This is a genomic window from Enterococcus sp. DIV0210g (assembly GCF_050559705.1).
GTDB lineage: Bacteria > Bacillota > Bacilli > Lactobacillales > Enterococcaceae > Enterococcus_B > Enterococcus_B faecalis_A.
In genome coordinates this window covers 581,691-605,844 of sequence record NZ_CP187903.1, presented here as the reverse complement: position 1 = coordinate 605,844, position 24,154 = coordinate 581,691, and the positions used below count along the sequence as shown (strand labels likewise).

Here is a 24,154-nt window from a genome sequence, read left to right as displayed (position 1 = left end):
AAAAAACTCTGCTTCTGGGATGGGAAGCAGAGCTTTTTTTATTTTACATGAGAAGTCAAACTTCTTAATACTCGTTTATAAGGAATCAATTTTCCAGTAAAATAGATCGCAACAATTTGGATAGGTACCCAGATCACTGTTTTCAACAGACGCGGCGCCCAAACGACCCAGCTGAATAATGGCACATTGTACATCAGCGCTAACCATAAAGGCGTCAAAATCAAGTTGATGACCAATGTGACGCTAAGGGTAGCAAGAATCGCATTTTTCCAAGTGATCTCTTTCCGATAAAAAAAGAACCCGTAAATCGCCCCTTCAATGAATGCGTTCAGTGTAAACCCAAGGAAAAAAGTGGATTTGGCAAACAAAGCCATTCCAGTTAAATCAGCGAGTACACCGCCAATCCCTGCCCAAAACGGACCAAATAGAATCCCCATCACCACTTGAGGAATAAAAGTCACGCTGATTTTCAGGAACTGTGTTTCGATCGATATCAAGCGAGAAAGTGTGACCATCAAAGCAATCAACAAACCCATGATAGCAATCATCCGTGCGTCTAATTTGTTTTTCTTCATAACTAACTAGCATCTCCTTTAAGAGCTGCTACACAATAAATATGCAGCGAATGCGAAGATAAAACCGCGAACATCTTTGTCCTTCGTCCGAAAGGCAACATCCCATCCTTTCAGCACTTAACGCTTTATCTCCTACTCTGATTTATTTGCGGGAATCAATCCCAGAAAAACTATAGCATAGCTCATATGGAGAAGCAATCACGCAAGCTTATTCTAACAACATTTCTCATCAGATGTTCGTGTTTTCAAAACGAAAGCGGTTTATCTTCCAATTCATGGACGATTTCTCGAAAATCCACAAATCCTGCATCTAAGCCGCGAAGCAAGACTTCTGCTGTTCCGATATTTGTTGCCAGCGGGATCTCATAAACATCACAAAGACGGATCAAAGCAGTCACATCTGGTTCATGCGGCTGTGCTGCTAGAGGATCACGGAGAAAAATAACCATATCCAGCTGATCTTCAGAAATCATCGCTCCAATCTGCTGATCTCCGCCGAGCGGACCAGATTTGAAACGATGAACAGGCAGATTCGTTGCTTCTTGGACACGCAGACCTGTTGTTCCTGTGGCAAACAATTCGTGCTTTTCTAAAATCTTCTTATAAGCCGTCGTCAGCTTGATCATCAACTCTTTTTTTCTATCATGGGCAATCAATGCGATTTTCATAAACGCTCCCTCCTCTTTCTTCCAGTGTAACAAATTTGATCTGCTGGTTGAACTATTTGTCACTTTGCTCAAAAAATCGGCTGATTCTTGTGCAGTTTGCCATTGATGAAAGTCAGCGCTTTCATTTATACTTTGATTAAAGAAAAAAATAAAAGAAAGCGTGGAATGAACTTATGGTAGAAATGGCGTTGAAACATGTCTTTAAAAAATATGATAATGCAGAAAATTATTCAGTAACAGATTTTAATCTAGACATCAAAGATCGCGAATTCATCGTGTTCGTTGGTCCTTCCGGCTGTGGAAAATCAACAACTTTGCGAATGATTGCTGGTTTAGAAGATATCACAGAAGGCGAATTGAATATCGGCGGCAAAGTCATGAATGATGTTGCACCAAAAGACCGCGATATCGCTATGGTTTTCCAGAACTACGCACTTTATCCGCACATGTCTGTTTATGACAACATGGCTTTTGGTTTGAAATTACGTAAATACAACAAAGCAGACATCAAACAGCGTGTTGAAAATGCTGCGGAGATCCTAGGTTTGACAGAGTACCTAAAACGTAAACCAGCTGCTCTTTCTGGTGGTCAGCGTCAGCGTGTAGCTTTAGGACGTGCCATCGTGCGTGATGCCAAAGTCTTCTTGATGGATGAGCCTTTATCCAACTTGGATGCAAAACTGCGTGTAGCGATGCGTGCGGAGATTGCTAAACTTCATCAGCGTTTGGAAACAACAACGATCTACGTGACCCACGACCAAACAGAAGCAATGACTATGGCTGACCGTATCGTTATCATGAAAGATGGTTTTGTACAGCAAATCGGCTCACCAAAAGAAGTTTATGATACACCTGTCAATGTTTTCGTTGCCGGATTTATCGGCTCGCCTGCGATGAACTTCTTCAATGTGACATTGAAAGACGGCATGATCGTCGACGGACACGGCTTATCCTTGAAAATCCCAGAAGGAAAACTGAAAGTTCTAGTTGAAAAAGGCTATGATGGAAAAGAAGTGATTTTCGGTATTCGTCCAGAAGATATCCACAGCGAACCAATCGCTCTGGAAGCCTCTCCAGAAGCTGTCGTACGTTCAGAAGTTGTTGTTTCTGAATTATTAGGAGCAGAAACAATGCTTTACACGAAAACTGGTTCAACTGAATTTATTTCTAAAGTTGATGCGCGCGATTACCACAAACCAGGTGCAATCATTGATTTAGCGTTCAACCTCAATAAAGCACATTTCTTTGATAAAGAAACAGAGAATGTCATCAAGTTACCTTAAGCAGGCCCCCTTTTAACAGCTTTATCCGTTTGAAAAAACGGTGAGGCTGTTTTTTATTTTAATTATTCTTTGATTTATTTCTGATAAAAAATCATCTTTATTAACTTTATAAATAAAAAACATAGAGAGACTTTTTCTATTATTTTTAATGCATAAGCAGTTTCATAATAAAACGTAATCTACCTAAACTTTGCGTTACTGAATGTTGTATGATAAATTATAAAAAAGGAGTGATAGCAATGCTTATTACAAAATCTAGATTACAAGGGAATTCTGTAGTAGTGACTTTGCCTGCTGATCACGGAAAAAAACCTGCTGAAAACCAAGAATATGTAGTCGTTTATTCTGAGGATGGCACAATTATCTTAGTCCCTAAAATCGAAGATCCATTTAGTGGTGGTAAAGTAGCAGAATATTACGAAAAAGATGAGTGGAAAGATTTAACTCCTGAAATAAAGTAGATACCAAGGGACAAATACTTATTTCCCAATTAAAATCACTTGATTTTAAAGAACGAAAACTGAAAAAAATAGAAAATTTACCATTACAAGATATGGCAAAAATTGATCAGATTATAAAATATATCTTTTGATTATTATAAGGCAAAAAACGCTAAAACAGTTTTTCATGTTTTAGCGTTTTTTTAATACGTAAGACTGGATCACTCTTTCATGATCTCTTTAAACGGTGTTCAAAAGCTAGCTCCTGCGGTGATAAGCTTTTATACTGGAAAATATGAGAAGCTATTTCCCAGTATAAAAGAGTCTTATCACTTGGAGCTGGTCAGCTTTTTCACGACCTCTTTAAACGGTGTTCAAAAGCTAGCTCCTACGGCGATAAGCTTTTATACTGGAAAATATGAGAAGCTATTTCCCAGTATAAAAGAGTCTTATCGCTTGGAGCTGGACAGCTTTTTCACGACCTCTTTAAACGGTTCTCTTCTTCCACTCTCTCACACTGTCCCCTTGCTTCATTGCTTTGGTAAAGACAGGGATATCAAAGTATTTACTTAATGTTCCAGCTAAGAAATAAGCGATATTGTAATCGACCAAACTGTGGATAAGTCCGCCGATCCCCATCAAAATGAAGACTGTGTAAAAATAACCTTGTGCATAATACGTATCAGGCATATTCCCCATGAAATAAAACGCACTTACTACCAGCATCTCCACTACGGAATGGATGATACCAATCACTAAATTAAACCCTTGGAAACGCCAATTTGCTAAATCAAAACGGCCATTTTTCAAAACGATACCTGGTTTCTTTTGTAAATATAATGCGCCAATCAGTGCAAAAACAATATGAGATAATGCGCGCAAAGCAATAATAACAGGTGTAGTTAAAAAGAAACCAAATGTTGTCCCCAAAGCAACAGCAACAGCCATGCCAGGTGAGAAAAACATCGCGATCATCAACGGCACATGTGAAGCAAGCGTAAATGATGCAGGCGGGATTATGATTTTAGGCATAACCATAGGAATAATAATACCCATCCCTACAAGCAGCGCGGTGATCGTCAATTGACGAACAGAATTCTTTTTCATTTTTTTCCTCCTCAAAAAGGTGTCAAGACATATCATGAGACTTATTTTACCAAAAGTCTCACATATGTCAAGACACCTTCATCAGAAAAAATCAGCGCAAATTTTCCATTGCATTGCTTAATGCTGCAAATTCTTCTAAAGATAAGGTTTCTCCTCGTCTTTTTGGATCGATCGAAGCAGCTTCTAGACTTTTCGCCAACCAAGCTTTTGTTTCTTCATCTTTTCCATACGCATGCTGAAGGTTGTTCCAAAGAGTTTTTCTGCGTAATTGGAAGGCTGCTTTCGTTAAACGGAAAAATGCTTTCTCATCCACCACATCGACAGCTGGTTCGGCTCTTCTTGTCAATTTCAAAATAGCTGAGTCCACATTTGGTTGAGGAACAAAGACTGTTTTTGGAACGATAAATGCCAGTTTTGCTTCCATGAAATATTGGACAGCGATCGACAAAGAACCATAAGCTTTTGTTCCTGGTTTTGCTGAAATCCGGTCTGCTACTTCTTTTTGCATCATGACGACCATTTCTGCTACATCTGCGCCAGATTCAAGAAAATGCATCATAATCGGTGTCGTGATGTAATACGGCAAGTTTGCCACGACTTTGATCGGCAGATTTTCTTTGAATTGTTCTGGAATAACTTTTTTGATGTCAACGGCCAAGATATCTTGATGAACCACAGTAACGTTTGAATAAGGCTGCAAAGTATCAGCTAAAACAGGAATCAAACGGTCATCGATTTCAAATGCAACGACTTGTTTCGCTGATTTTGCCAACTGTTCAGTCAAGGCACCAATACCTGGGCCCACTTCGATTACATTTGTCTGGTCATCGATTGCGGCAGTTTCTACGATTTTTCTCAAGATATTCGGTTCAGTCAAAAAGTTTTGTCCTAAACTTTTCTTGAATGAAAAACCATGTTTCTTTAATATTTCACTCGTGCGGGATGGGGTTGCGATTTCACGATAAGTCATTTTCTTCCTCCACTTTTTTCATTGCTTCTTCAAATTCCTCTGCGGTTATTCGGAACATTTTCAGCCGTTTCGGCAATTGTTTTCCATTTGTATAGCCGATTCGCAGTTCGTCACCTAGTTTTTCTCGTTTTTCTTTTGCTTTCTCTCCGGCAATCAGCCCATAAGTCAAAAGAAGTTGACGCGGGATTTCTGGTTCTTCATCAGTTAAAACAGGTGTAACGACCTTTTCCAATGCTTCCAAAATTGCTTGATTACTGGCATGTTCGACTCCGAGACTTCCTTTTCGTTTGGGTCTGGCTTGCTCACGCGGTAAAAAAGCATGTTTGGCTTGAGGAACATATTCCATGATCGTTTTTCTGATCTTTTCGCCCGGAAAATCTGGATCTGTAAATACGATTACCCCGCGTGTTTCCTGCGCGTGTTCGATTTGCGCCAGTATCTCGTCGTTGATTGCTGAACCAATTGTTTCGATCGTGTCTGCTTCAACAACTTCTTGTAAACGTCGTGTATCGTCTTTTCCTTCCACGACAATGATTTCTTCGATTTTTAATTTAGTCATGGTCTTCCAATCCGAACAAACGATGCGCATTTTTCCATGTCTGTCTGGCTATTTCTTCTGGCGCTGTGTTTCGAAGTTCTGCTATTTTTTCTACGGTATATTTTGTATATCCAGGTTCATTTCTCTTGCCTCGGTAAGGGACAGGTGCAAGATAAGGAGCATCTGTTTCCACTAACATTCGTTCTAACGGAATCGTTTTAGCTGCTTCTTGGACATCTAGGGCTTTTTTGAAAGTAACGACACCGCTGAATGAGATATGCATGCCTAAGTCCATGAAACGTTCCGCCCATGTCTCATCTCCGCTGAAACTATGCATAATGCCGCCTACATTGCCGATTTTTTCATCTTTTAGAATCTTATAAGTATCTTCCAACGCTTCACGCGTATGTACGCTGATTGGAAGTTTCATTTCTCTAGCAATCGCGATTTGCCGTCTAAAAACTGCTTCTTGCACATCTTTAGGATCTTCCATCCAATAATAATCCAAGCCGATTTCGCCAAGTGCGACGACTTTAGGCAAAGTCAATTTTTCTTGAAGGTCCTTTTCAATTTCCTTTGAATAACTGCCAGCTTCTGTTGGATGCCAGCCGATAATACTATAAATATCTGGATACTGTTGGTTCAACATCAAGGATTTTTCGATCGTTGGTGTATCAAAACCAACTACCGCCATTTTTGTGACACCCATTTCTCGTGCACGTTCTACTGTTTGTGGGATATCTTCGTTGAATTGCTCAGCATTTAAATGCGTATGAGAATCAAATATCATTTGTATCGCTCCTTTTCCTTCTTACTTTAGCATATAAGCAAGCTTGACAGAAGTATCTGTCTCCAAAATCACTAAGAGTTTTTTTAATTTTTACTTCGTTTTTAGTTTTGCATAATAAACGGGAATTCCTAGAGCTGTCACTCCTACTCCAATCAACGCAAGAACAGGCTGGGTAAACAACGTCATACCTAAAATAAAGACGGCACCCAGAATCGCAATCAGCGGAATTACTGGATAAAGCGGTACTTTATATGGGCGAGGCATGTCAGGTTCTTTTTTCCGTAAAATAAAGACACCGATAAAGATCAGTAAACTAAACAGCCACATAACAAATATCAGCATATCCGTCAAAAAGTCGAATGACCCCAGCATCATCATAATACTAGCCACACCTAATTGAAAAAGTGCAGGTACATACGGAACAGTAAAACGTTTCGATAATTTGCTCAAATAGTTGCTGAAAGGCAGTTCGTTTTCCAATGCCATTGCATAAGGTACACGTATCCCTGTTAATGTGTAGCCATTTAATGCGCCATAAACCGAAACCAGTATTCCGATCGTTACCAATTTCCCTCCATTTTCGCCAAAAATGACAGCCGAAGCATCTGAGGCTGCATTAAGATTTCCTGCCAGCTGATCCACTGGTAAAGTTTTCAAGAAAATATAATTGATCAATAAATAAATCAATGTTACAAAACTCAAGCCGAAAATAATTGCTTTAGGCAGATCTTTTTCCGGCTGCTTCATTTCCCCAGCCATCGCGCCTACACCTAGCCAGCCGTCATAAGCAAACAAAGAAGCTAACAATGCGCCGCTCAAACCGCCAAGAAAAGATTGGTCTGCTCCTGCTTCTACAGGAAACAAACTGACTGTTCCTTGTCCTGGTACAAACAGCCCCCACAAAACGATCACAGCGATTGGAATCAATTTGATGATCAACGTAGCGGATTGGACAATTGAACCAACTTTTGTCCCTAACAAATTCAAACAAGTAATCGAAATAGCCGTCAAAACAGCGATCGGCAACAATATACCAGCAGATAAATGAAAGAGATTGATCAGCTGAGTAGCAAAAATAATCGATAATGCCGCAATATTCGCTGGAAAATAGATCAAACTTTGCGACCAGCCTAAAAGAAAGCTTGGCAGTTTGCCATAAGCTGCTTCGATATATTTGACCGCACCGCCTGTTTCAGGAATCGCCGTTGCTAATTCTGCGACTGTCAAACCGGCACAAATCGTCAAAATACCGCCCAAAAGCCACGCAAACAATGTCAAACTAGCAGACTGTGTATGAGAGACGACCGCAGCTGTCTTAAAGAATACACCTGCTCCAATCACCGTTCCCATGACTGTGGATAATGCACCAAATAGATGGATTTCTTTTTTTAAGTTGCTTCCCATCTTCTTCCCCCTTGTTTCTTTTTGAATATAAGTGTCAGTATAACTGAGAAAGACGTATTTTACTAATGAAAATTACAGAAACAACCCAAGTCATTTTACCTCTTAAGACGGATGTTTTTCTTTTGGAGATTCGGTAAGATGGAGCATAAAGGAGGCGTCTTGATGAATTTACGACATATTTTTTCACAAGGTTCTAAGAAACAGACGCAATTTCATGACACAAGAACCAAAAACGACAAGCAGCTGCTGGAATTTTCCCGCTTGCTAGACTTTTTTCCGCAAAAGCAACGCTGGGAACAGCAGTTTATCAATAATCGACGACCTGCCGAGGTGCAAACAAGATACCCTCAGCAAAATACTCTTTGGCACTGGATGGCATTGATTTTGTTCGGCCTACTGACTGCTGCTTCATTTACTCAGCAATTGTGGCTGGTAGGCTTTTTGATTGTTGCCTCTGCATTGATCAAAGGTCCAGGAATGATTTTATTTGGCATTGTGTACTCTTTTCTGGTCTCACTTTTTCCACCGCTCGGAGTGCTGCTTTCTTTGATTATCTTTTTGCTGAATGTTGGTTCATTTACAAAAAATTGGCGGGTAACATTAGTAGGTATGTTTTTCTATCTGTATCCTGTGATCACACTCGCAATCAGACATTTCGGTCACTTCGATCAGCCTTGGGTTTCTTTCGCAAGCGTACTTACAGGTCTATTACTGCTTCATGTATTCCTAACAGCTTTATATAAAAAATACGGTATCAGCCGTTCTGTTTTTTGGTACCTGTTCTCTTTGCCATTTATGGTCTTGTCGGCGATCCTCCCCAAAAAAGGAACCTTCAAGCGTTGGGCAAGAGTCAAAAAATAACTCAGACCACAAAAAAAGCTGGAACAAACGAATCGGTTTGTTCCAGCTTTTTTATTTCTTCAGCAATTGCTTACGCGATTTCTGAACCGTTCGGCATTCCTTTTGGTGCTTCGATCACTTGAAGCTTGCCATCTGCTGATTCTGCAGATAGGATCATACCTTGGCTGATTTGGCCGCGCATCTTACGTGGTTTCAAGTTTGCGACAATTACTACTTTTTTACCGATCAATTCGCTTGGATCTGGATAGAATTCCGCGATTCCTGAAAGGATTTGACGGTCTTGTTTATCCCCAGCATCTAAACGGAATTGCAGTAATTTATCGGCACCTTCTACTTTTTGGCAGTTGATGACTTCCGCTACTTTTAATTCCACTTTATCAAATACGTCATATTTGATTTGTGCATCTTTTCTTGACACAAGCTCTGTTTCTTCTGGGTCCCATTTGACCGTATCTTCATTGCTTTGTGTGCCTTCTGACATTTTTTCTTGGATATAAGCTACTTCTTCGTCGATTTCAAGACGAGGGAAAATCGGTGTCCCTTTCGCAGCTACTTTTGTCCCAGCTGGGAATTCTCCGAAATGCAAGCCTTCAAGATTCATTGTCTCTGGATCAAGTCCAAGCTGATTGAAGATTTTGACCGGTGTTTCTGTCATGATTGGTTGAAGTAAAATAGCTGTGATTCGCAGACATTCTGCTAAATGGACCATCACGCTGTCTAACTCCGCACGTTTTTCTTCATCTTTTGCTAAGACCCATGGCTCAGTTTCATCGATATATTTATTCGCACGTGAGATCAATGTCCAAATTTCTGCCAGTGCTGTGTTGAATTCCATTTTTTCCATGGCATCATGGTAATGGCCGACAACATTTGCCGCTGTCGTGGACAATTCGCTGTCAAACGGTGTAACAAGAGACGCATAGTTTGGCACGATGCCGTCACAATATTTATTGATCATGGCAATCGTACGATTCAACAAGTTCCCTAAGTCATTTGCTAAATCATAATTGACACGTGAAACAAAATCTTCTGGTGTGAATACGCCGTCTGAACCAAATGGAACAGCACGCAATAGATAATAGCGCAAAGCATCTAGTCCATACCGTTCTACTAACATTTCTGGGTAAACGACATTTCCTTTAGATTTCGACATTTTGCCGTCTTTCATCAATAGCCATCCATGGCCGAAGACTTTTTTCGGTAATGGCAAATCAAGAGCCATTAACATGATTGGCCAGTAAATCGTGTGGAAACGTACGATTTCTTTCCCAACCATATGGACGTCAGCAGGCCAATACTTTTCAAACAACTGGTCGTCTTCTGAGCCGTAGCCAAGTGCTGTGATATAGTTTGATAAAGCATCGATCCAAACATAAACCACGTGTTTCGGATCATTTTTGACAGGCACGCCCCAGCTGAAAGTTGTTCTTGAAACAGCTAGATCTTCTAATCCTGGTTTGATGAAATTGTTGATCATTTCATTTTTGCGTGATTCTGGCTGAATAAATTCAGGATGTTCTTCATAGTAAGCAAGCAGACGATCTGCATATTTGCTCATACGGAAGAAATAAGATTCTTCTTTAACTAATTCAACTTCGTGTCCGCTTGGCGCTTTTCCGCCGATCACTTTGCCGTCTTCATCTTTATAAACTTCAGCTAGTTGTGTTTCTGTAAAGAATTCTTCATCTGAAACAGAATACCAGCCTTCGTATTCGCCTAAATAGATATCGCCTTGTTCAACTAAACGATCAAAGATTTTTTGTACAGCGGCACGGTGATAATCATCCGTCGTACGGATAAATTTGTCATAGCTGATATCCAGTGTTTTCCATAATTTCTTCACATCTGCAGCCATCTTATCCACGTATTCTTGCGGTTTGACACCTAGTTCTTCTGCTTTTTTCTCGATTTTTTGACCATGTTCATCCACCCCAGTTAGATAAAACACATCAAAGCCCATTAAACGTTTGTAACGCGCGACTGCATCACAAGCAATCGTCGTATATGAATTGCCGATATGCAGCTTGCCGCTTGGATAATAGATTGGCGTAGTAATATAAAAAGTTTCCTTTTCTGCCACGGGGCTCTTCCTCCTTTATCGCATGACGCGAATTCGTTTCCTTGCTAGTATACCATAAATCAAACGCTCTGTTAGCTTTTTTTCGTCCTTCTCTTTTCCAAAGAATGGTATAATGCGTAGTGTACTTATCACTTAGAACAGGCAGGAAGTATTTATGGGAAAAAAACATTTATTTTTTATGATCAGTATTGCTTTCTTTTCATTATTGCATCTTATTTTCAGCTATTATTATATGCGGTTGTACGGCTACTTCAATCTTCAAGGCTCTCTCTCTGGTTTCGTTATGGCTAGTCAGTTTTTGAGATTGATTCTAAACGCTTATATCGTTATATGTGGTTTTCTTGCAGTCCGAGAAAATAAAAAACGGTTGTTGCCGTTTTATCTGCTTTTCTTTCTATTCAACTTGATTCTACCTTTCTTGTTTCAAGTATAACCTTATGTTTTTTGGTTTAGAACTTGGGATTTTTCTTTTAGTCTGCTAAAATAAAGTAAAAAGTACTTTTATAGTTGGAGGAGGTTGCAGATTTGTCTACATTTGCTTCTAAAGAAGAAGAAAAACTGTATTATGAACAACAAGCAAGCGAGACAGAATTTCTCTCTTGGTACAAAAAACAGAAACGCCCGGAATATGAAAAACCTTCTTTGACTGTCGATATCGTCCTTATGTGTTACAACAAAGAAGAAGATCAGTTGAAAGTCCTGCTGATCCAGCGAAAAAGCCATCCTTACCGTAATTCATGGGCGCTGCCCGGCGGATTCGTAGAAAGAAATGAATCTACTGGAGAAAGCGTGCTGCGGGAAACACAAGAAGAAACGGGTGTCGTTATTTCAAAGGAGAATATCGAACAACTCCATACCTTCAGTACACCCGATCGTGACCCGCGAGGCTGGGTCGTGACAGTCAGTTATCTTGCCTTTATTGGTGAAGAGCCATTGATTGCCGGCGATGATGCCAAAGAAGTCCAATGGTTCACTGTTGAACGCAACGGACAAATGATCCATTTGACCAGCGGAGAAGTAGCTATTTCTTTAGATTTACAAACAGGCATATCTTCTGGAAAAGATACACTTGCCTTTGACCATAGCGAAATCATCTTGAAAGCCTTCAATCGTGTCGTGAACAAAATGGAACACGAACCACAAGTACTGCAAGTTTTGGGAAAAGATTTCACGATCACTGAAGCGCGAAAAGTCTTCGCTAAATTTTTGGGTATCGATTTCAAATCGATCGACCACTCCAATTTCAAAAAAGCCATGCTCCAGTATTTTGATGAAATCGGTGAGCGGCCAGTGGGAATTGGCCGCCCTTCTAAGATCTATCAGCTGAAGGATGAAGTGCAAAGAAAAGAAGTGGATTAAAAGAGGTTGTGAACACAGCGTTTTGACCTGAGCAACAAGAAAGAAAACGGTAAAGTGGCTTTCCACACTTTACCGTTTTTTGGCTTGTTGCCGAAGGTCAGCTTTGTGAACACCGTTTATCTAGAGGTCGTGAACTCAGCGCTTTGCTTTGAGCAGTAAGGAGAATTTTTCGAAAGTCGCTTCCCAGACTTTTGCGAAAATTTGACTTAGTGCTGAGAAGCAGCTGAATGAACACCGTTTACCAGAGGTTGTGAATGAACCGTTCAACTCCGAGCAGTAACGAAAAAACCAGTAAAACAGCTCTTCATGTTTTGCTGGTTTTTAAGTTAGTGCCGAAGGAGTTGGTTCATGAACACCGTTTATTGAGGTTGTGAAAAAGCTGATCAGCCTCAAGCATTAAAGAAGAATCCACTAAAATAGCTTCTTCATATTTTAGTGGATTTTGAATTAATGCCGCAGAGGCTAGCTTTTGAATACCGTTTACTAGAGGTTGTGAAAAAGCTGTCCAGCTCCAAGCGGTAAGACTCTTTTATACTGGGAAATAGCTTCTCATATTTTCCAGTATAAAAGCTTATCGCCGTAGGAGCTAGCTTTTGAACACCGTTTATTGAGGTTGTGAACAAAGCGTTTTGACCTGAGTATTAAAGAAGAAATCCGCAAAACAGCTTTTCATGTTTTGCGGTTTTTTGCGTTTTGCCGAAGATTATCTGAGAAACGAAGTAACAAAAAAACGCCTTTTTCCAAAGGGCGTTTTTTCTTGTTGCTATTTTTTGTTCAGCTGCGCTCGGTCAATATTTTTTTTGCTTTCTCATAGTCTGGATTCACTGATCCATCCATATTTTCCGCAATAAAATCAAAACCAAATGTTTGATATAATTTGACGGCGGGATAACTCCACGTTTGAGTATGGAGATAGATTGGGCTGTTTTCTGATAAATCAGGAAACAGCGTCAGAACTTTGGCAATCAGCGCTTTGGCGATTCCTTTTCCTTGATAGCCTGGTTTCACAGCCAACCAATGGAAAACAGGATAGCTTTCACCTTGGCGGTCTTTTCGCCAAGCACTGCAGGTGGCGATCCGTTCCCCTTTTTCTGTTACGACAAAAAGCATTCTTTCTGCCAATTCATCGGGATACGGTGCAAAAGTTTTTTGAAAGTAAGTCAACGCTTCTTCCCTATTCTCAAATTCCCCTACAGAAGTCTCAATTGCTGCCCAATCTGCTTCTGCTCCTGGCGTATAGAACTCAAAACGGAATCCTTCTGCTAATGGTATCTCAGGCACTGGATCATTCAGTGGGCGCGTCATCCAAAATTCAGCATATGGCAATGATTTATCAAGCATCTTCTCTCCTCTTTTCTCTCTTTAATTCAGCAATCAGCTGTGCATTGACTTCCTGTGCTTCCGGAAGCATTTGATAAAGCATAAAAACATGCGGCAACTCTTTCTTTTCGATGTATGTGATGTTCGGATTCATTTCAATCATCTTTTTTGTATCAGGATTGGTAATATCTCTTGTCCCAGATAAAACAATAATATCAAACATTGAAAAATCACCATACATTGGACTGATCAACGGGTCTGTCAGGGGTTTATCTGGTGCGTACATTTTTCGAATCTCAGGAAGAGCGATGGGTGAAACAATGGTATCTCGCTTGGCAGTTTCCTTGATTTCCGGGTTACTCATCGAAAAATCTACCAGCGGCGACAAAGCAACGGCCGTTTTGATTCTTTTTTCTTTATTATAAGAAGATTGGATATAACTCAATGCGATATTCCCGCCCGCAGAGTCGCCCATCAAAGTAATCAACTCATAGTTGTCAAGCATCGGTTCTAACAGCTCTTGGATGTACAGCATCAGCTCTTCTACCGCAACAGCAGGAACTAACGGATAATTGAGTACAAAAAAATCTTTTTGGACAGAAGCAGAAAGAAAATCAAGGTATTCCCAATGCAAGCTGGAAATCGGTAAAACAAATCCTCCGCCAGCAAGATACACAATCAATTCTTTTCTTTTTTGTGAAAACAAATAAGACTTGATTCCTTGCTTTTCAATAACTTCTTTTTTGTATCCTTTAAATTGCTTTTCTAAAGGTGCTGCAATTTTTTTCTGCTTCTTTTCGATGGCATCTAAAAATCGCTGTCCTTTTAATGTAAAGATCTTTTTTACATTTAATAACTTTGTTGCGCCTATGATCAATTGTAATTGAACACTCATTTTATTCCCCTCGGGCAAATCACTTTCTGCTATTTTACCACAGAAACAAAAAAAGCGGCGGGACCTTTCGTCCGCGCCGCTTTTTTGTTTGTTTTAATTTACTGCTAATACTGCTTCTTTTTTACGTTGCAGTTTTTTCGCATAATAGGGGATTTCTTCTTCTGTTGCATAAACAAAATGTTCTGGTGCGATTTCTCTCAATGCACGATTTTTGCCATCTGCTGGTTCTGGCTGATACTTGATACGGCGGCGTTGACGCTCGTGATCTGGATCAGGTAACGGAATAGCTGACAACAAGCTTTCTGTATATGGATGGACACCAAAATTATAGATTTCTTCACTTGTACCCATTTCCAACAGCAAGCCATTGTGCATCACACCGATACGGTCACTGATATGTTTGACCATCGACAAATCATGTGCGATGAACAAATAAGTCAAGTTTTGTTTTTCCTGCAAATCTTGCAGCAAGTTGACTACCTGTGCTTGGATCGAAACGTCCAAAGCAGAGATTGGTTCGTCACAAATGATAAAACGCGGCTGAACAGCTAATGCTCGGGCAATCCCGATCCGTTGTCGCTGCCCACCAGAAAACTCATGGGGATAACGTGTACCATGACTAGGATTCAAGCCAACTGTTTTTAAAAGATCATCGACCATTTTGTTTCTTTCATCTGCAGAAGAGGCCAGATTATTGACATCGATTCCTTCTGCGATAATGTCGCGAACTTTCATCCGCGGATTCAAAGAAGCATATGGATCTTGGAAAATCATTTGGACTTCGCGGCGAAATGCAGCAAGGTCTTTTTTACTTTTGATTTTTGTTACATCTTGACCATCAAAAAGGATTTCTCCTCCTGTTGGTTCATTTAGACGAATAATCGTACGTCCTGTTGTAGACTTTCCGCTTCCGGATTCGCCAACTAAACCAAACGTTTCGCCTTCATAGATATGGAAACTAATGTCATTTACAGCGTGGACTTCATTTTTCTTGCCAACGTTGAAATATTGTTTCAGACCTGTTACTTCTAATAATTTTTTCATGGCTAGCCCTCCTTCGCTGCGTGCATTTTTTGTTTTTCTTTAAAAATCGCCCAGCGTCGTTGGATCTCTTCTGGCGGTGTCACAGCTGGTGCTTGAGGTGCTAACAACCAAGTAGCAGCTTTATGTGTTTCGGATAATTCGAAAAATGGCGGTTCTTGTTCTGCATCGATTTTCAATGCATATTCGTTCCGCGGATAGAAAGCATCTCCTTTTGGCGGGTTCAACAAGTCTGGCGGCGAACCAGGAATCGCGTACAAGCGGCTTCCTGTGCTTTCCAGTGTCGGCATCGAGCCAAGCAAGCCCCATGTATAAGGATGTTGCGGATTGTAGAAAATCTCTTCAGATGTTCCTACTTCGATGATTTTGCCGCCATACATGACAGCAACTCTGTCAGCTACGTTAGCCACCACCCCTAAGTCATGGGTGATAAAAATGATCGATGTATTGATTTTTTCTTGGATTTCTTTTAAAAGCTCTAAAATCTGTGCTTGGATCGTTACATCAAGTGCTGTTGTCGGTTCATCGGCAATCAGGATCTCTGGATAGCAGATCAACGCGATCGCAATAACGATCCGCTGACGCTGCCCACCAGAAAATTGATGCGGATAACTGCTCAATCTTTTTTCTGCTTCAGGAATCCCGACCAGTTTCAAAAGTTCTAATGCAGCTTTCAATCCTTCTTTTTTCGAAACTTTGTTGTGTTTTCTTAAAGACTCCGCTACTTGTTTACCGATTGTCATGGTCGGGTCAAGAGAAGTCATTGGATCTTGGAAGATCATCGCGATTTCTTTTCCGCGGATTTTTTGCATTTCTTTTTCTGTTTTATTGATAAGATTCTGTCCTTTAAACAAAATCTCGCCATTGTCGATTGATGCATTGCTGGAAAGAAGTCTCATGATACTGCGCGTCGTCACAGATTTTCCGCTTCCGGACTCTCCGACGATAGCTAGCGTTTCTCCTTTGTTCAAATGGAAATCTACGCCGCGGATCGCTCTTACTTTTCCGGCATACGTATCAAAAGAGATCTCTAAGTTCTTTACTTCTAAAACTTTTGTCATATTCCTCACTCTTTCATTTTAGGGTCAAAGGCATCGCGCAAGCCATCTGCCAATAGATTGAAACCAATCATGATCACTGACAATGTTGCTGCAGGAATCCATAGCAAGTATGGCAAGTACAAGAATGTTTTGTAACCGTCACTCAGCATCGTACCTAGAGAAGCAGATGGCGGTGTTAATCCCAAACCGATGAAGCTCAAGAATGCTTCAAAGAATATCGCTGATGGGATACTAAACATCATTTGGATAATGATGACACTAGAGATATTCGGCAAAATGTGTTTAAAAGCGATCTTTAATTTTGATTCGCCTAAAGTCATACCAGCTAAAACATATTCCTGGTCTTTTAATTTCAATGTCTGCGCCCTGACGATACGCGCCATTGGGATCCAGTTCGTAATAGCCATCGCAGCGACGATCGAGAAAATACCTGGTTCAAAAACAACCAGCATCAAGATCATTACTACCAAGTTTGGGATACCAGATAAAATCTCTAAGAAACGCTGCATGACGTTATCGACACGTCCGCCTAACAAACCGGAGATCAAGCCGTAAGCAACACCGATCGTTACATCCAGCAACGCGGCAATAAAGGCAATCAATAATGAGATTCTTGTTCCCATGAACAAACGGCTCAATACATCACGTCCTAAACCATCTGTTCCTAAGAAATAATTGACATCCGCAGGTACATTTGCCTGGGCATATTTGTCGACTAATTCGCCGCCGACCATCGCTTTTCCGTTCAAACCGTCAATATTTAATCCAGGGATTCTTGGCGGCAGATTGCTGTAATCGATGTTTTGGGTTGTTGGATCATGTGGTGAAACAAAAATCGTGATGATTGATGTAAAGATAATGATTCCTAACAATACCATCGATGCAACCGCAGCTTTGTTCTTTTTCAGTCTGCGCCATGAATCTTGGATGAAATTCAATGAAGGAGCAGTAATCTGTTCACGTTCTGCTTCGGTATTTTTTTGCAGTGGCAAGAATTCATCTGCTGGGATGTCTTTCACTGTATTATAACGTTTTGGTATGATTTCCATTAGCTTCGGCTCCCTTCAGAAACACGGATTCTTGGGTCAACTAATCCATACAGCAAGTCAACGATCAAAATCACGAAAATCAACATGAATGAATACAAGATCGTTACAGCCATGATTGTTGGATAGTCATTGGTCGTAATTGATTTAACGAATTGTTCGCCGATACCCGGAATCGCAAAAATATTTTCAACAACTAATGAACCTGTCATCAAAGCAACAGCTAAAGGTCCTAATAATGTCATCAATGGGATTAAACTGTTTCGAAGACCATGCTTAAATGTGATTTCCCAGCGGCTCAGTCCTTTTGCTCGTGCTAACTCGACATAATCACTATGCAGGACTTCTACCATCTCTGTCCGTATAAAACGGGCTGAATCGGCTAAAGGCGACATCGCCAATGCAATCGTCGGTAAAATCGTAAAGGCAAATCCTTCCCATTTAGCAATTGGCAAAAGACCTAACTTGATAGCAAAAACGTATTGAAGCAAGACCGCAAATACAAAGTTCGGAATTGAACGGCCAAGGATTGCTACTAATGTTGAAGCCGTATCTGCCCAAGTGTTTTGTTTCATTGCAGAAATCGAACCTAAAATAACACCCATGAAGGTACCAAATAAAATGGCCTGCAATCCCAGCTGCAGAGAAGGTCCGATTCTTCCAGCTAGCAGATTTGCAACAGGCTGATTCTTGAATTGGAAGGAGATCCCAAAATCGCCCTGTACTAGATTTGAAAGATAGATACCGTATTGTACGATCACTGGTTTATCTAACCCTACTTGCTTGTTCAACATTTCAATTGTTTCAGGACTTAACCGTTCTTGATTGGTATAAGGTGTACCTGGTAAAAATTGCATTAAGAAAAAAGTGATCGTGGCAATCAGCCATAATGTGATCAACATGAAAAAGACGCGTTTAAAAAAATATTTCAGATAACTGTTCACTGGTGTTTCCTCCTAGCTTTTGACTTCTGGCGAATGTTTCGCTACATTATTAACTAATAAGAAAAAGGAGCGTAAATACAAAAATGAAGAAAAAATATATTCCCTATCTGGTCAGTTTGGTTTTGGTCCTGATCGTGGTTTTAAAAAACAACTTTTCTGGAACCCTTACCCTGACAAATCTTTCCAATGATCTCTTTTTACTGGCATTGCCGTTTCTGATCATTGGCGGTTTTTTATGGGTTTTTTCCTCTGGTTTCTTTGATCATTTTCAACGATCGGTTTTCCTTGCTCGTACAAGAAACCGGAAGAAAAAACCGGATTTCATGCCCTTATCTTCTGTTGGTTACGGCATTTATTCTTTTTGGCTGATCATCGCAGGTGTTTTGCTGGTGATTGCTGTACTGCTGCTTATCTTTTAAAGCAAGACAAGAAAAACATTTTGGCTTTTATAATAAAAAAAGCCGGAATTTCTCAAAAATCAGTGAAACAATTTTCGGAAATTCCGGCTTATCGCTCAATAATTTGTCAAAACTTATTCGAAAGTTGTCTCTTTACCTTAACTTCATTTCTCTTTCAAACTTCAACTTCTGCGATTATTCTTCGATATATGTCCATTTGTAATCCCATGATGCGCCGGCTGCGTGGTGTACGATGCCTTTGACATTTGGATTTACTAAATGTCCTTCTGCTTTTTGGTAGATTGGGATAACGCCCATGTCGTCTGCAATGATTTTATTTGCTTCTTGCAAATCTTTCCAACGTGCATCTGGATCGCCAGCATTTGTTGTTGCTGCTGATTTCACTGCTGCATCGTATTCGTCATTGCTCCATTGTCCACGGTTGTAAGAATTCCCAGTTACAAACAAGTCTGTGAAGCTGCTTGGATCTGCGTAGTCAGCTGACCATCCGCCAAGTACGGCATCAAAATCACCTGATGATGAACGATCTAAACGAACAGAGAATGGAACTGGTGTTGGTTTAACTGTCACACCTGGCAAGTTTTCTTGAATAACATTTTGGATGTATTCAATAACTTTCTTAGAAGAATCTGTATCAGATGCCATCAATTCAAATTCTAATGAATCGATTCCCAATTCTTCTTTTGCTTTATCCCAGTATTCTCCGGCTTTCTTCTTATCGAAAGCAACTAGTTCGCCTGCTTCTTTTGCAAAGTCTTCATCTGATTCTGGGTTTGAAGACATATCAGCTGGTACTAAACTTGTTGAAACAACAGAACCATCACCTAATACTTGTTTCACGATTGATTCGCGGTTGATTGCGTAAGAGATTGCTTTTCTCAAGTTAACGTTATTGAATGGAGAATCTGCATCACGCTGATTCAATTCAAGGTAACTTGTACTTGCTTCTTTAAATGAAGTGTATGCTGGATCATTTGCATTTTGTTGTGCTAATTCACCAGATAGGATAACATCATCTGCTTGGCCGTCTTTAAACAAGTTCAATGCTGTTGAAGATTCTTTTACAACGCTGACTTTGATTTCTGACAGTTTCACAGAATCTTTGTCCCAATAATTGTCATTTTTCTTGTATGACCATTCTGTATCTGTTCCTGGTCCGTCAAATCCTGCTAAAGTAAATGGTCCGTTATAAACAGCTTTGTCACTTGCTGATGCATAAGCGTCGCCATTTTCTTCTACCACTTTTTGATTTTGCGGGAAGAATGAAGGGAATGCTAATAAGTATTGGAAATATGGCGTTGGTTTTGCCAATTTGATTTCTAATTCATGTTCGCCAACTGCTTTGATCCCTAGTTCAGATGGATCTTTTTTACCGGCTGTGATATCTGCTGCGTTTTCTACTGGTTCAAATAAGTACGCATATTCAGAAGCTGTAGCTGGTGTCACGGTTCTTTGCCATCCATAAACATAATCTGCTGCTGTTACAGGATCGCCGTTTGACCATTTAGCATCGTCTCTTAATTTGATTTTGTACGTTAAACCGTCATCGCTGACTTCAGCCATCTCAGTCGCTCCTGCTGGTTGAGGTTTGCTGTCTTCATCTAAACGGTAGATTCCTTCATAAACATTATTTAATGCTGTAAAACTGATTGTGTCTGTTGCTACTGATAAATCGGCTGTCGGCATTTCTTGAGGTACGACGAGATTGAAAACCCCATTGCTGTCACCAGAAGAACTGCTTCCTGATGAATTGCTATCTGAATCTGCACTGCCGCCGCCGTAACAGCCTGAAAGTACAAGTCCGCATACTGCGACAATACCAAACGTTAAACTCTTTTTCATTTTGTGTACCCCTTTTATTGAATTTTCAGAATAATTAGTTTTTTTCTGAAGTTGTTTAAGAGTTTAATAAATATTTCTAAAAAAAGCAATAGTTTTTTTATTCTTTTTTACCCAAAAATGATTTTTCCGTTATCTGCATTAATGATTTTCTTATGAAAACCCTTGTTATATAAGTGTTTTTTCATAAAAAATCACAAATAAAAAAACAGCCGTTTTTTATCGGCTGTTTTTGCTATTCTTCTCTTTTTATTGTTCATTTTGCTTGTTTTACAGTTTTCAGCAAACTATCTAGGCTCATTTTTAAAATTACTTTTTTTGTTTGCTTAAGTGTTATGTGGTCGTTCGACCAAGCGTTTTGCCATCCAGATGTCAGGTCGGTCCCAGCCATTTGCGTCAGGGATGACACCGACGATGGTATATCCAAGTTTCTTGTAAAATTCATAAGGATGTTTTTTCAAATTTTCAATTTCTTGTATTTTTTTGAATGTCTCTTCGAATAGATCCCCAGAACTTAAAGACGTTTCATGTTCCAGATCGTCTGTACCTAAATAAAGCGTGATTCCGCCTCTGGATACGACTTCTCTTTCTACATAATGAAGCAGCCGAGTGCCTATTTGATTCTTCCTCTTAGCACTTTCTACTACTAATGGGTGTAATTCCCAACCTGTTTGCTGATATTGAGGAATCGCTCCAGCAAAGCCGACTAATTCGTCTCCCTCTATCGCTGCGACTGCGATTCTGTCAGCTTCCATCAGCTGGTCTGCTTCTTGAACAGCTGTCTCCCCATATTCTTCTGGCCAAGTTAGCCGCAAAAGATCAGCTAATTGAGATTTTAAACTTCGATCCTCGCGATCAAATTCTGTGATAATCATCGAATCCCCCCATTCTTTTCCTATTTTAACAACTCTCGTAAAAAAAGCGAAACTTCTGACTTGCCGATCCTGAAAAAAAGAAAAGAGACTGTTTAAAACAGCCTCTTTTGGAAGTGCGGTTTGCTTACGATCTTTAGCAAACGGCGTTCAAGTGATTGCTTCTACGGAATTAAGTCTGAGAAATTAAAAATAGGAAGAGCTATTTCTAATTTCTCCTTCTTAATTCTTGAAGCAGAACATCACTTTCACAACCTCTAATAAACGGTGTTTTCTCAGTTGATCCTCGGCATTAAGCTTTTCTGCTGAAAAATATGAAAAGCTATTTTCCAGCAGAAAAGAGTCTTAATGCTCAGATCAGAGCACTGAGAAAACAACCTCTGGTAAACGGTGTTCGCAAAGCTGACTTTCGGTATTAACTCAAAAATCCGCAAAACATGAAAAGCTGTTTTACAGATTTCTTCTTTAATACTCAAGTCATAGCGCTTTGCTCACAACCTCTTTTATACCGCTTTTTCTTTCTTCATTTGCTTACTTCTTAATTGCCCGCATGCTGCATCGATGTCTGTTCCATGTTCTTTTCGGATAACACAGTTGACGCCGTTTTTCTTCAATACATCATAGAAACGCAAAACATCTTTTTTCGAGCTGCGTGAATATTGGTCGTGTTCGCTGACTGGATTATAAGGAATCAAGTTCACATAGGCCAATTTTTTCTTGTCTTTTAACAACTCTGCCAATTCTTGGGCATGTTCTGGACGGTCGTTTACATGACTTAACATGATATATTCAAAAGTGATTCTGCGGTTTGTTTTCTCTAAATATTCATCGATTGCTTCCATCAATTTTTCAATCGGGAAACTGCGGTTGATCCGCATGATCGATGTCCGCACATCGTTATTTGACGCATGCAAAGAAATCGCCAAGTTTACTTGAAGTCCATTGTCCGCAAATTCTTTGATTTTATTTGCTAACCCGCTTGTTGAAACAGTGATATGACGTGCACCGATTGCTAATCCCTTTGCATCATTGATGATATGAAGGAAGTCCATCACATTATCATAGTTGTCAAAAGGTTCGCCGATTCCCATCACAACGACGTGAGAAACGCGTTCTCCTAGTTCTCTTTCGTCAAAATAACGTTGGACCATCATGATTTGGGCAGTAATTTCTCCCGCTGTCAAATCACGATTTTTTTTCAACAATCCGCTAGCACAAAATGTACAGCCGATATTACAGCCAACTTGCGTAGTTACGCAAACAGATAAGCCATATTCTTGACGCATCAAAACTGTTTCGATCATATTTTTGTCAGGAAGTTCAAATAAATATTTTACTGTACCGTCAGAAGCTTCTTGGACGATTACTTGATTCAATGGATTGATGATAAAATGTTCAGATAATTTGTCAGTTAGATGTTTTGATAAGTTCGTCATTTCTGAAAATTCTGCGACTCTTTTTTGGTAAAGCCATTCCCAGATTTGTGCAGCTCTGAACTTCTTTTCGCCATTTTCTAAAAGCCAGTTAGTCAGCTCTTCTTTTCTCAAGCCGTAGATGGATTGTTTTTCCACGTTCGTTTCCCTCTTTTTCTCAAATTTCGCTACATACTATAACTTATTATGCCAGCTTATGCAATAGATCACAAACGGAAAATAAAAGCTTTCTTTCCTATACTATTTACCAAAAACTGTCAAAGCCGCTGTCGGCATCATTATCGTCTCCTGGTACGAGGTTATTCCAGAATAAATAAATCATGTCTAACAAGATTTCCAAGGAGCTAGCGAGCAAGATGGCGATAAAATAAATACCGCCTAATCGTTTAGCTTCATCATAATTCTGCATCGCTTGATTTGCATCGTAAATCAAATAAGCTAAAAACAATACCGTGGTGCCAAATGAGATAGAGTAAGCGAACCAAGATAAATGAAAAAACTGCAGGTTAAGCACGCTGTCCATAGCAAGACTTGCCAGAGCCAAGCTTAGAAAACCGCCCCAATTGGTCAAATCTTTTTTCGTAAGTAAACCGATCGAACAAAATAAAAAAGTAACTCCTATTGTTTCCAGAATGGCGGGCACGATCATTTGATTAGGAAAATAAAGGAAGATGAGGCCCATAGGAAAACCCAGAACAACTAAAGATAAAAGGAAAAAAAAGAGCGATATTATCGGTTTGGTATACGCTGTCGATCGACAACACCACATTGGGACTATCCCTAAAAAGACCAGCAGACATGTTCGAATAAACCCATGCAGGGCAGCGGTAAAAGTAAACAACCATTGAACATAAAGCGAATTTGTATGGACCAGGTAATCTGTTGCTAACAAACATAATCCAAACGAGAGGACCGCAGCAATCATCGTCAGATAACCATAGCGGATTTTGGCAGCCGAATTGATCCTGCCGCTTAAACGATCGATTTGTCTAGAGTTTCTTTGCTGACTAAAAGCCATTTCAACACCCATTTCTTTAGATAATTTTCCTATAACTGGCAAAAAATCGCAGTTCTTTTTCTTTTGCTGCCAGATTTAGGCTATTTTTTGTTAGGATACCCGACTTAAATAAAATGATCCTAATAATCCGATTATTTTTTCGATAGAAAGAGCGCGCGAATTTCCCGCAAAAAAGGCTGGACAATTGAATT

24 protein-coding genes, 1 pseudogene and 1 riboswitch are annotated in these 24,154 nt (G+C 39.9%); of the genes and pseudogenes, 7 read left to right on the top strand and 18 right to left on the bottom strand.

The window, feature by feature from the left end; genetic code table 11:
* Positions 1-38: 38 nt before the first annotated feature.
* Positions 39-575: a folate family ECF transporter S component gene (locus IGI64_RS03000; protein ID WP_429939436.1), complete on the bottom strand. Its 537-nt coding sequence runs from the start codon at positions 573-575 to the stop codon at positions 39-41.
* A 42-nt stretch (positions 576-617) separates the two neighbouring features.
* A riboswitch (THF riboswitch) is annotated at positions 618-717 on the bottom strand.
* Positions 718-820: 103 nt separating this feature from the next.
* Positions 821-1,243, bottom strand: coding sequence for a methylglyoxal synthase (gene mgsA, locus IGI64_RS02995; RefSeq protein WP_034860845.1), 423 nt, complete (start codon positions 1,241-1,243; stop codon positions 821-823).
* Between the two features lie 173 nt (positions 1,244-1,416).
* Here mgsA and IGI64_RS02990 point away from each other — a divergent pair, with 173 nt between their 5' ends.
* The 3 genes and pseudogenes from IGI64_RS02990 to IGI64_RS02980 all read left to right on the top strand — a co-directional run.
* Positions 1,417-2,526: an ABC transporter ATP-binding protein gene (locus IGI64_RS02990; RefSeq protein ID WP_016625778.1), complete on the top strand. Its 1,110-nt coding sequence runs from the start codon at positions 1,417-1,419 to the stop codon at positions 2,524-2,526.
* A 239-nt stretch (positions 2,527-2,765) separates the two neighbouring features.
* Entirely contained in the window at positions 2,766-2,987 is a 222-nt protein-coding gene (mazE, locus tag IGI64_RS02985; RefSeq protein ID WP_429939435.1) for a type II toxin-antitoxin system PemI/MazE family antitoxin, read from the top strand.
* Positions 2,981-3,118: pseudogene (locus IGI64_RS02980) on the top strand (type II toxin-antitoxin system PemK/MazF family toxin); the annotation flags it as partial. The gene mazE and the pseudogene IGI64_RS02980, both read left to right, overlap by 7 nt.
* A gap of 334 nt (positions 3,119-3,452) precedes the next feature.
* Here IGI64_RS02980 and IGI64_RS02975 read toward each other — a convergent pair.
* The 5 genes from IGI64_RS02975 to IGI64_RS02955 form a co-directional block, all read right to left on the bottom strand.
* On the bottom strand, positions 3,453-4,073 hold the full coding sequence (locus IGI64_RS02975; RefSeq protein WP_429939434.1) for a hypothetical protein: 621 nt from the start codon (positions 4,071-4,073) through the stop codon (positions 3,453-3,455).
* A 91-nt stretch (positions 4,074-4,164) separates the two neighbouring features.
* Positions 4,165-5,043 (bottom strand): 16S rRNA (adenine(1518)-N(6)/adenine(1519)-N(6))-dimethyltransferase RsmA, encoded by an 879-nt coding sequence (gene rsmA, locus IGI64_RS02970; protein ID WP_016625783.1) that lies wholly within the window; start codon positions 5,041-5,043, stop codon positions 4,165-4,167.
* Complete coding sequence (gene rnmV, locus IGI64_RS02965; RefSeq protein ID WP_016625784.1) at positions 5,030-5,602, bottom strand: ribonuclease M5; 573 nt, start codon at positions 5,600-5,602, stop codon at positions 5,030-5,032. Before rnmV ends, rsmA begins: the two co-directional genes overlap by 14 nt.
* Positions 5,595-6,371 carry a TatD family hydrolase gene (locus tag IGI64_RS02960; RefSeq protein WP_429939433.1) on the bottom strand — a complete coding sequence of 259 codons (777 nt, stop codon included), beginning with the start codon at positions 6,369-6,371 and terminating at the stop codon, positions 5,595-5,597. Before IGI64_RS02960 ends, rnmV begins: the two co-directional genes overlap by 8 nt.
* A 90-nt stretch (positions 6,372-6,461) precedes the next feature.
* On the bottom strand, positions 6,462-7,775 hold the full coding sequence (locus tag IGI64_RS02955; RefSeq protein ID WP_429939432.1) for an APC family permease: 1,314 nt from the start codon (positions 7,773-7,775) through the stop codon (positions 6,462-6,464).
* Between the two features lie 162 nt (positions 7,776-7,937).
* Here IGI64_RS02955 and IGI64_RS02950 point away from each other — a divergent pair, with 162 nt between their 5' ends.
* Entirely contained in the window at positions 7,938-8,636 is a 699-nt protein-coding gene (locus IGI64_RS02950; RefSeq protein WP_429939431.1) for a hypothetical protein, read from the top strand.
* A 70-nt stretch (positions 8,637-8,706) separates the two neighbouring features.
* Here IGI64_RS02950 and metG read toward each other — a convergent pair whose 3' ends face one another.
* Complete coding sequence (metG, locus tag IGI64_RS02945; RefSeq protein ID WP_429939430.1) at positions 8,707-10,716, bottom strand: methionine--tRNA ligase; 2,010 nt, start codon at positions 10,714-10,716, stop codon at positions 8,707-8,709.
* A 154-nt stretch (positions 10,717-10,870) separates the two neighbouring features.
* Between metG and IGI64_RS02940 the strand changes: the two genes are divergently transcribed.
* Together IGI64_RS02940 and IGI64_RS02935 are read left to right on the top strand one after the other, a co-directional pair.
* The gene (locus IGI64_RS02940; protein WP_016625789.1) at positions 10,871-11,149 is read left to right on the top strand and encodes a hypothetical protein; all 279 of its coding nucleotides are present in this window, start codon (positions 10,871-10,873) and stop codon (positions 11,147-11,149) included.
* Positions 11,150-11,241: 92 nt separating this feature from the next.
* Entirely contained in the window at positions 11,242-12,075 is an 834-nt protein-coding gene (locus IGI64_RS02935; RefSeq protein WP_034860856.1) for an NUDIX hydrolase, read from the top strand.
* Positions 12,076-12,849: 774 nt separating this feature from the next.
* Here the strand turns inward: IGI64_RS02935 and IGI64_RS02930 are convergent.
* The 6 genes from IGI64_RS02930 to opp3b all read right to left on the bottom strand — a co-directional run bounded on the left by IGI64_RS02930 (position 12,850) and on the right by opp3b (position 18,382).
* Positions 12,850-13,416, bottom strand: coding sequence for a GNAT family N-acetyltransferase (locus IGI64_RS02930; protein ID WP_016625796.1), 567 nt, complete (start codon positions 13,414-13,416; stop codon positions 12,850-12,852).
* Positions 13,409-14,290, bottom strand: a complete 882-nt coding sequence (locus IGI64_RS02925) for an alpha/beta hydrolase fold domain-containing protein (RefSeq protein WP_429939429.1) — start codon at positions 14,288-14,290, stop codon at positions 13,409-13,411. The genes IGI64_RS02930 and IGI64_RS02925 overlap by 8 nt, the downstream gene beginning before the upstream one ends.
* Positions 14,291-14,383: 93 nt before the next feature.
* Positions 14,384-15,334, bottom strand: coding sequence for an ABC transporter ATP-binding protein (locus IGI64_RS02920; RefSeq protein ID WP_016625798.1), 951 nt, complete (start codon positions 15,332-15,334; stop codon positions 14,384-14,386).
* A 2-nt stretch (positions 15,335-15,336) separates the two neighbouring features.
* Positions 15,337-16,392 (bottom strand): ABC transporter ATP-binding protein, encoded by a 1,056-nt coding sequence (locus IGI64_RS02915; protein WP_016625799.1) that lies wholly within the window; start codon positions 16,390-16,392, stop codon positions 15,337-15,339.
* Between the two features lie 5 nt (positions 16,393-16,397).
* Positions 16,398-17,441, bottom strand: coding sequence for an oligopeptide ABC transporter permease (opp3C, locus tag IGI64_RS02910; protein ID WP_016625800.1), 1,044 nt, complete (start codon positions 17,439-17,441; stop codon positions 16,398-16,400).
* Entirely contained in the window at positions 17,441-18,382 is a 942-nt protein-coding gene (opp3b, locus tag IGI64_RS02905) for an oligopeptide ABC transporter permease (protein ID WP_034860865.1), read from the bottom strand. The genes opp3C and opp3b overlap by 1 nt, the downstream gene beginning before the upstream one ends.
* A gap of 83 nt (positions 18,383-18,465) precedes the next feature.
* Between opp3b and IGI64_RS02900 the strand changes: the two genes are divergently transcribed.
* Positions 18,466-18,801 (top strand): DUF3899 domain-containing protein, encoded by a 336-nt coding sequence (locus IGI64_RS02900; protein WP_016625802.1) that lies wholly within the window; start codon positions 18,466-18,468, stop codon positions 18,799-18,801.
* Positions 18,802-18,975: 174 nt separating this feature from the next.
* Here IGI64_RS02900 and IGI64_RS02895 read toward each other — a convergent pair whose 3' ends face one another.
* The 4 genes from IGI64_RS02895 to IGI64_RS02880 all read right to left on the bottom strand — a co-directional run bounded on the left by IGI64_RS02895 (position 18,976) and on the right by IGI64_RS02880 (position 24,005).
* The gene (locus tag IGI64_RS02895; RefSeq protein WP_016625803.1) at positions 18,976-20,643 is read right to left on the bottom strand and encodes a peptide ABC transporter substrate-binding protein; all 1,668 of its coding nucleotides are present in this window, start codon (positions 20,641-20,643) and stop codon (positions 18,976-18,978) included.
* A gap of 323 nt (positions 20,644-20,966) precedes the next feature.
* The gene (aac(6'), locus tag IGI64_RS02890) at positions 20,967-21,515 is read right to left on the bottom strand and encodes an aminoglycoside N-acetyltransferase AAC(6')-Ii (RefSeq protein ID WP_429939428.1); all 549 of its coding nucleotides are present in this window, start codon (positions 21,513-21,515) and stop codon (positions 20,967-20,969) included.
* A 500-nt stretch (positions 21,516-22,015) separates the two neighbouring features.
* Positions 22,016-23,083 (bottom strand): 23S rRNA (adenine(2503)-C(2))-methyltransferase RlmN, encoded by a 1,068-nt coding sequence (gene rlmN, locus IGI64_RS02885; protein WP_016625805.1) that lies wholly within the window; start codon positions 23,081-23,083, stop codon positions 22,016-22,018.
* Positions 23,084-23,189: 106 nt separating this feature from the next.
* On the bottom strand, positions 23,190-24,005 hold the full coding sequence (locus IGI64_RS02880; protein WP_429939427.1) for a Bax inhibitor-1 family protein: 816 nt from the start codon (positions 24,003-24,005) through the stop codon (positions 23,190-23,192).
* Positions 24,006-24,154: the final 149 nt, after the last annotated feature.

Bases quoted from the DNA above. Each gene is read 5' to 3' on its own strand.
- IGI64_RS03000 (WP_429939436.1), bottom strand. From the start codon at position 575: ATGAAGAAAAACAAATTAGACGCACGGATGATTGCTATCATGGGTTTG.
- mgsA (WP_034860845.1), bottom strand. From the start codon at position 1,243: ATGAAAATCGCATTGATTGCCCATGATAGAAAAAAAGAGTTGATGATC.
- IGI64_RS02990 (WP_016625778.1), top strand. From the start codon at position 1,417: ATGGTAGAAATGGCGTTGAAACATGTCTTTAAAAAATATGATAATGCA.
- mazE (WP_429939435.1), top strand. From the start codon at position 2,766: ATGCTTATTACAAAATCTAGATTACAAGGGAATTCTGTAGTAGTGACT.
- IGI64_RS02975 (WP_429939434.1), bottom strand. From the start codon at position 4,073: ATGAAAAAGAATTCTGTTCGTCAATTGACGATCACCGCGCTGCTTGTA.
- rsmA (WP_016625783.1), bottom strand. From the start codon at position 5,043: ATGACTTATCGTGAAATCGCAACCCCATCCCGCACGAGTGAAATATTA.
- rnmV (WP_016625784.1), bottom strand. From the start codon at position 5,602: ATGACTAAATTAAAAATCGAAGAAATCATTGTCGTGGAAGGAAAAGAC.
- IGI64_RS02960 (WP_429939433.1), bottom strand. From the start codon at position 6,371: ATGATATTTGATTCTCATACGCATTTAAATGCTGAGCAATTCAACGAA.
- IGI64_RS02955 (WP_429939432.1), bottom strand. From the start codon at position 7,775: ATGGGAAGCAACTTAAAAAAAGAAATCCATCTATTTGGTGCATTATCC.
- IGI64_RS02950 (WP_429939431.1), top strand. From the start codon at position 7,938: ATGAATTTACGACATATTTTTTCACAAGGTTCTAAGAAACAGACGCAA.
- IGI64_RS02940 (WP_016625789.1), top strand. From the start codon at position 10,871: ATGGGAAAAAAACATTTATTTTTTATGATCAGTATTGCTTTCTTTTCA.
- IGI64_RS02930 (WP_016625796.1), bottom strand. From the start codon at position 13,416: ATGCTTGATAAATCATTGCCATATGCTGAATTTTGGATGACGCGCCCA.
- IGI64_RS02925 (WP_429939429.1), bottom strand. From the start codon at position 14,290: ATGAGTGTTCAATTACAATTGATCATAGGCGCAACAAAGTTATTAAAT.
- IGI64_RS02920 (WP_016625798.1), bottom strand. From the start codon at position 15,334: ATGAAAAAATTATTAGAAGTAACAGGTCTGAAACAATATTTCAACGTT.
- IGI64_RS02915 (WP_016625799.1), bottom strand. From the start codon at position 16,392: ATGACAAAAGTTTTAGAAGTAAAGAACTTAGAGATCTCTTTTGATACG.
- opp3C (WP_016625800.1), bottom strand. From the start codon at position 17,441: ATGGAAATCATACCAAAACGTTATAATACAGTGAAAGACATCCCAGCA.
- IGI64_RS02900 (WP_016625802.1), top strand. From the start codon at position 18,466: ATGAAGAAAAAATATATTCCCTATCTGGTCAGTTTGGTTTTGGTCCTG.
- IGI64_RS02895 (WP_016625803.1), bottom strand. From the start codon at position 20,643: ATGAAAAAGAGTTTAACGTTTGGTATTGTCGCAGTATGCGGACTTGTA.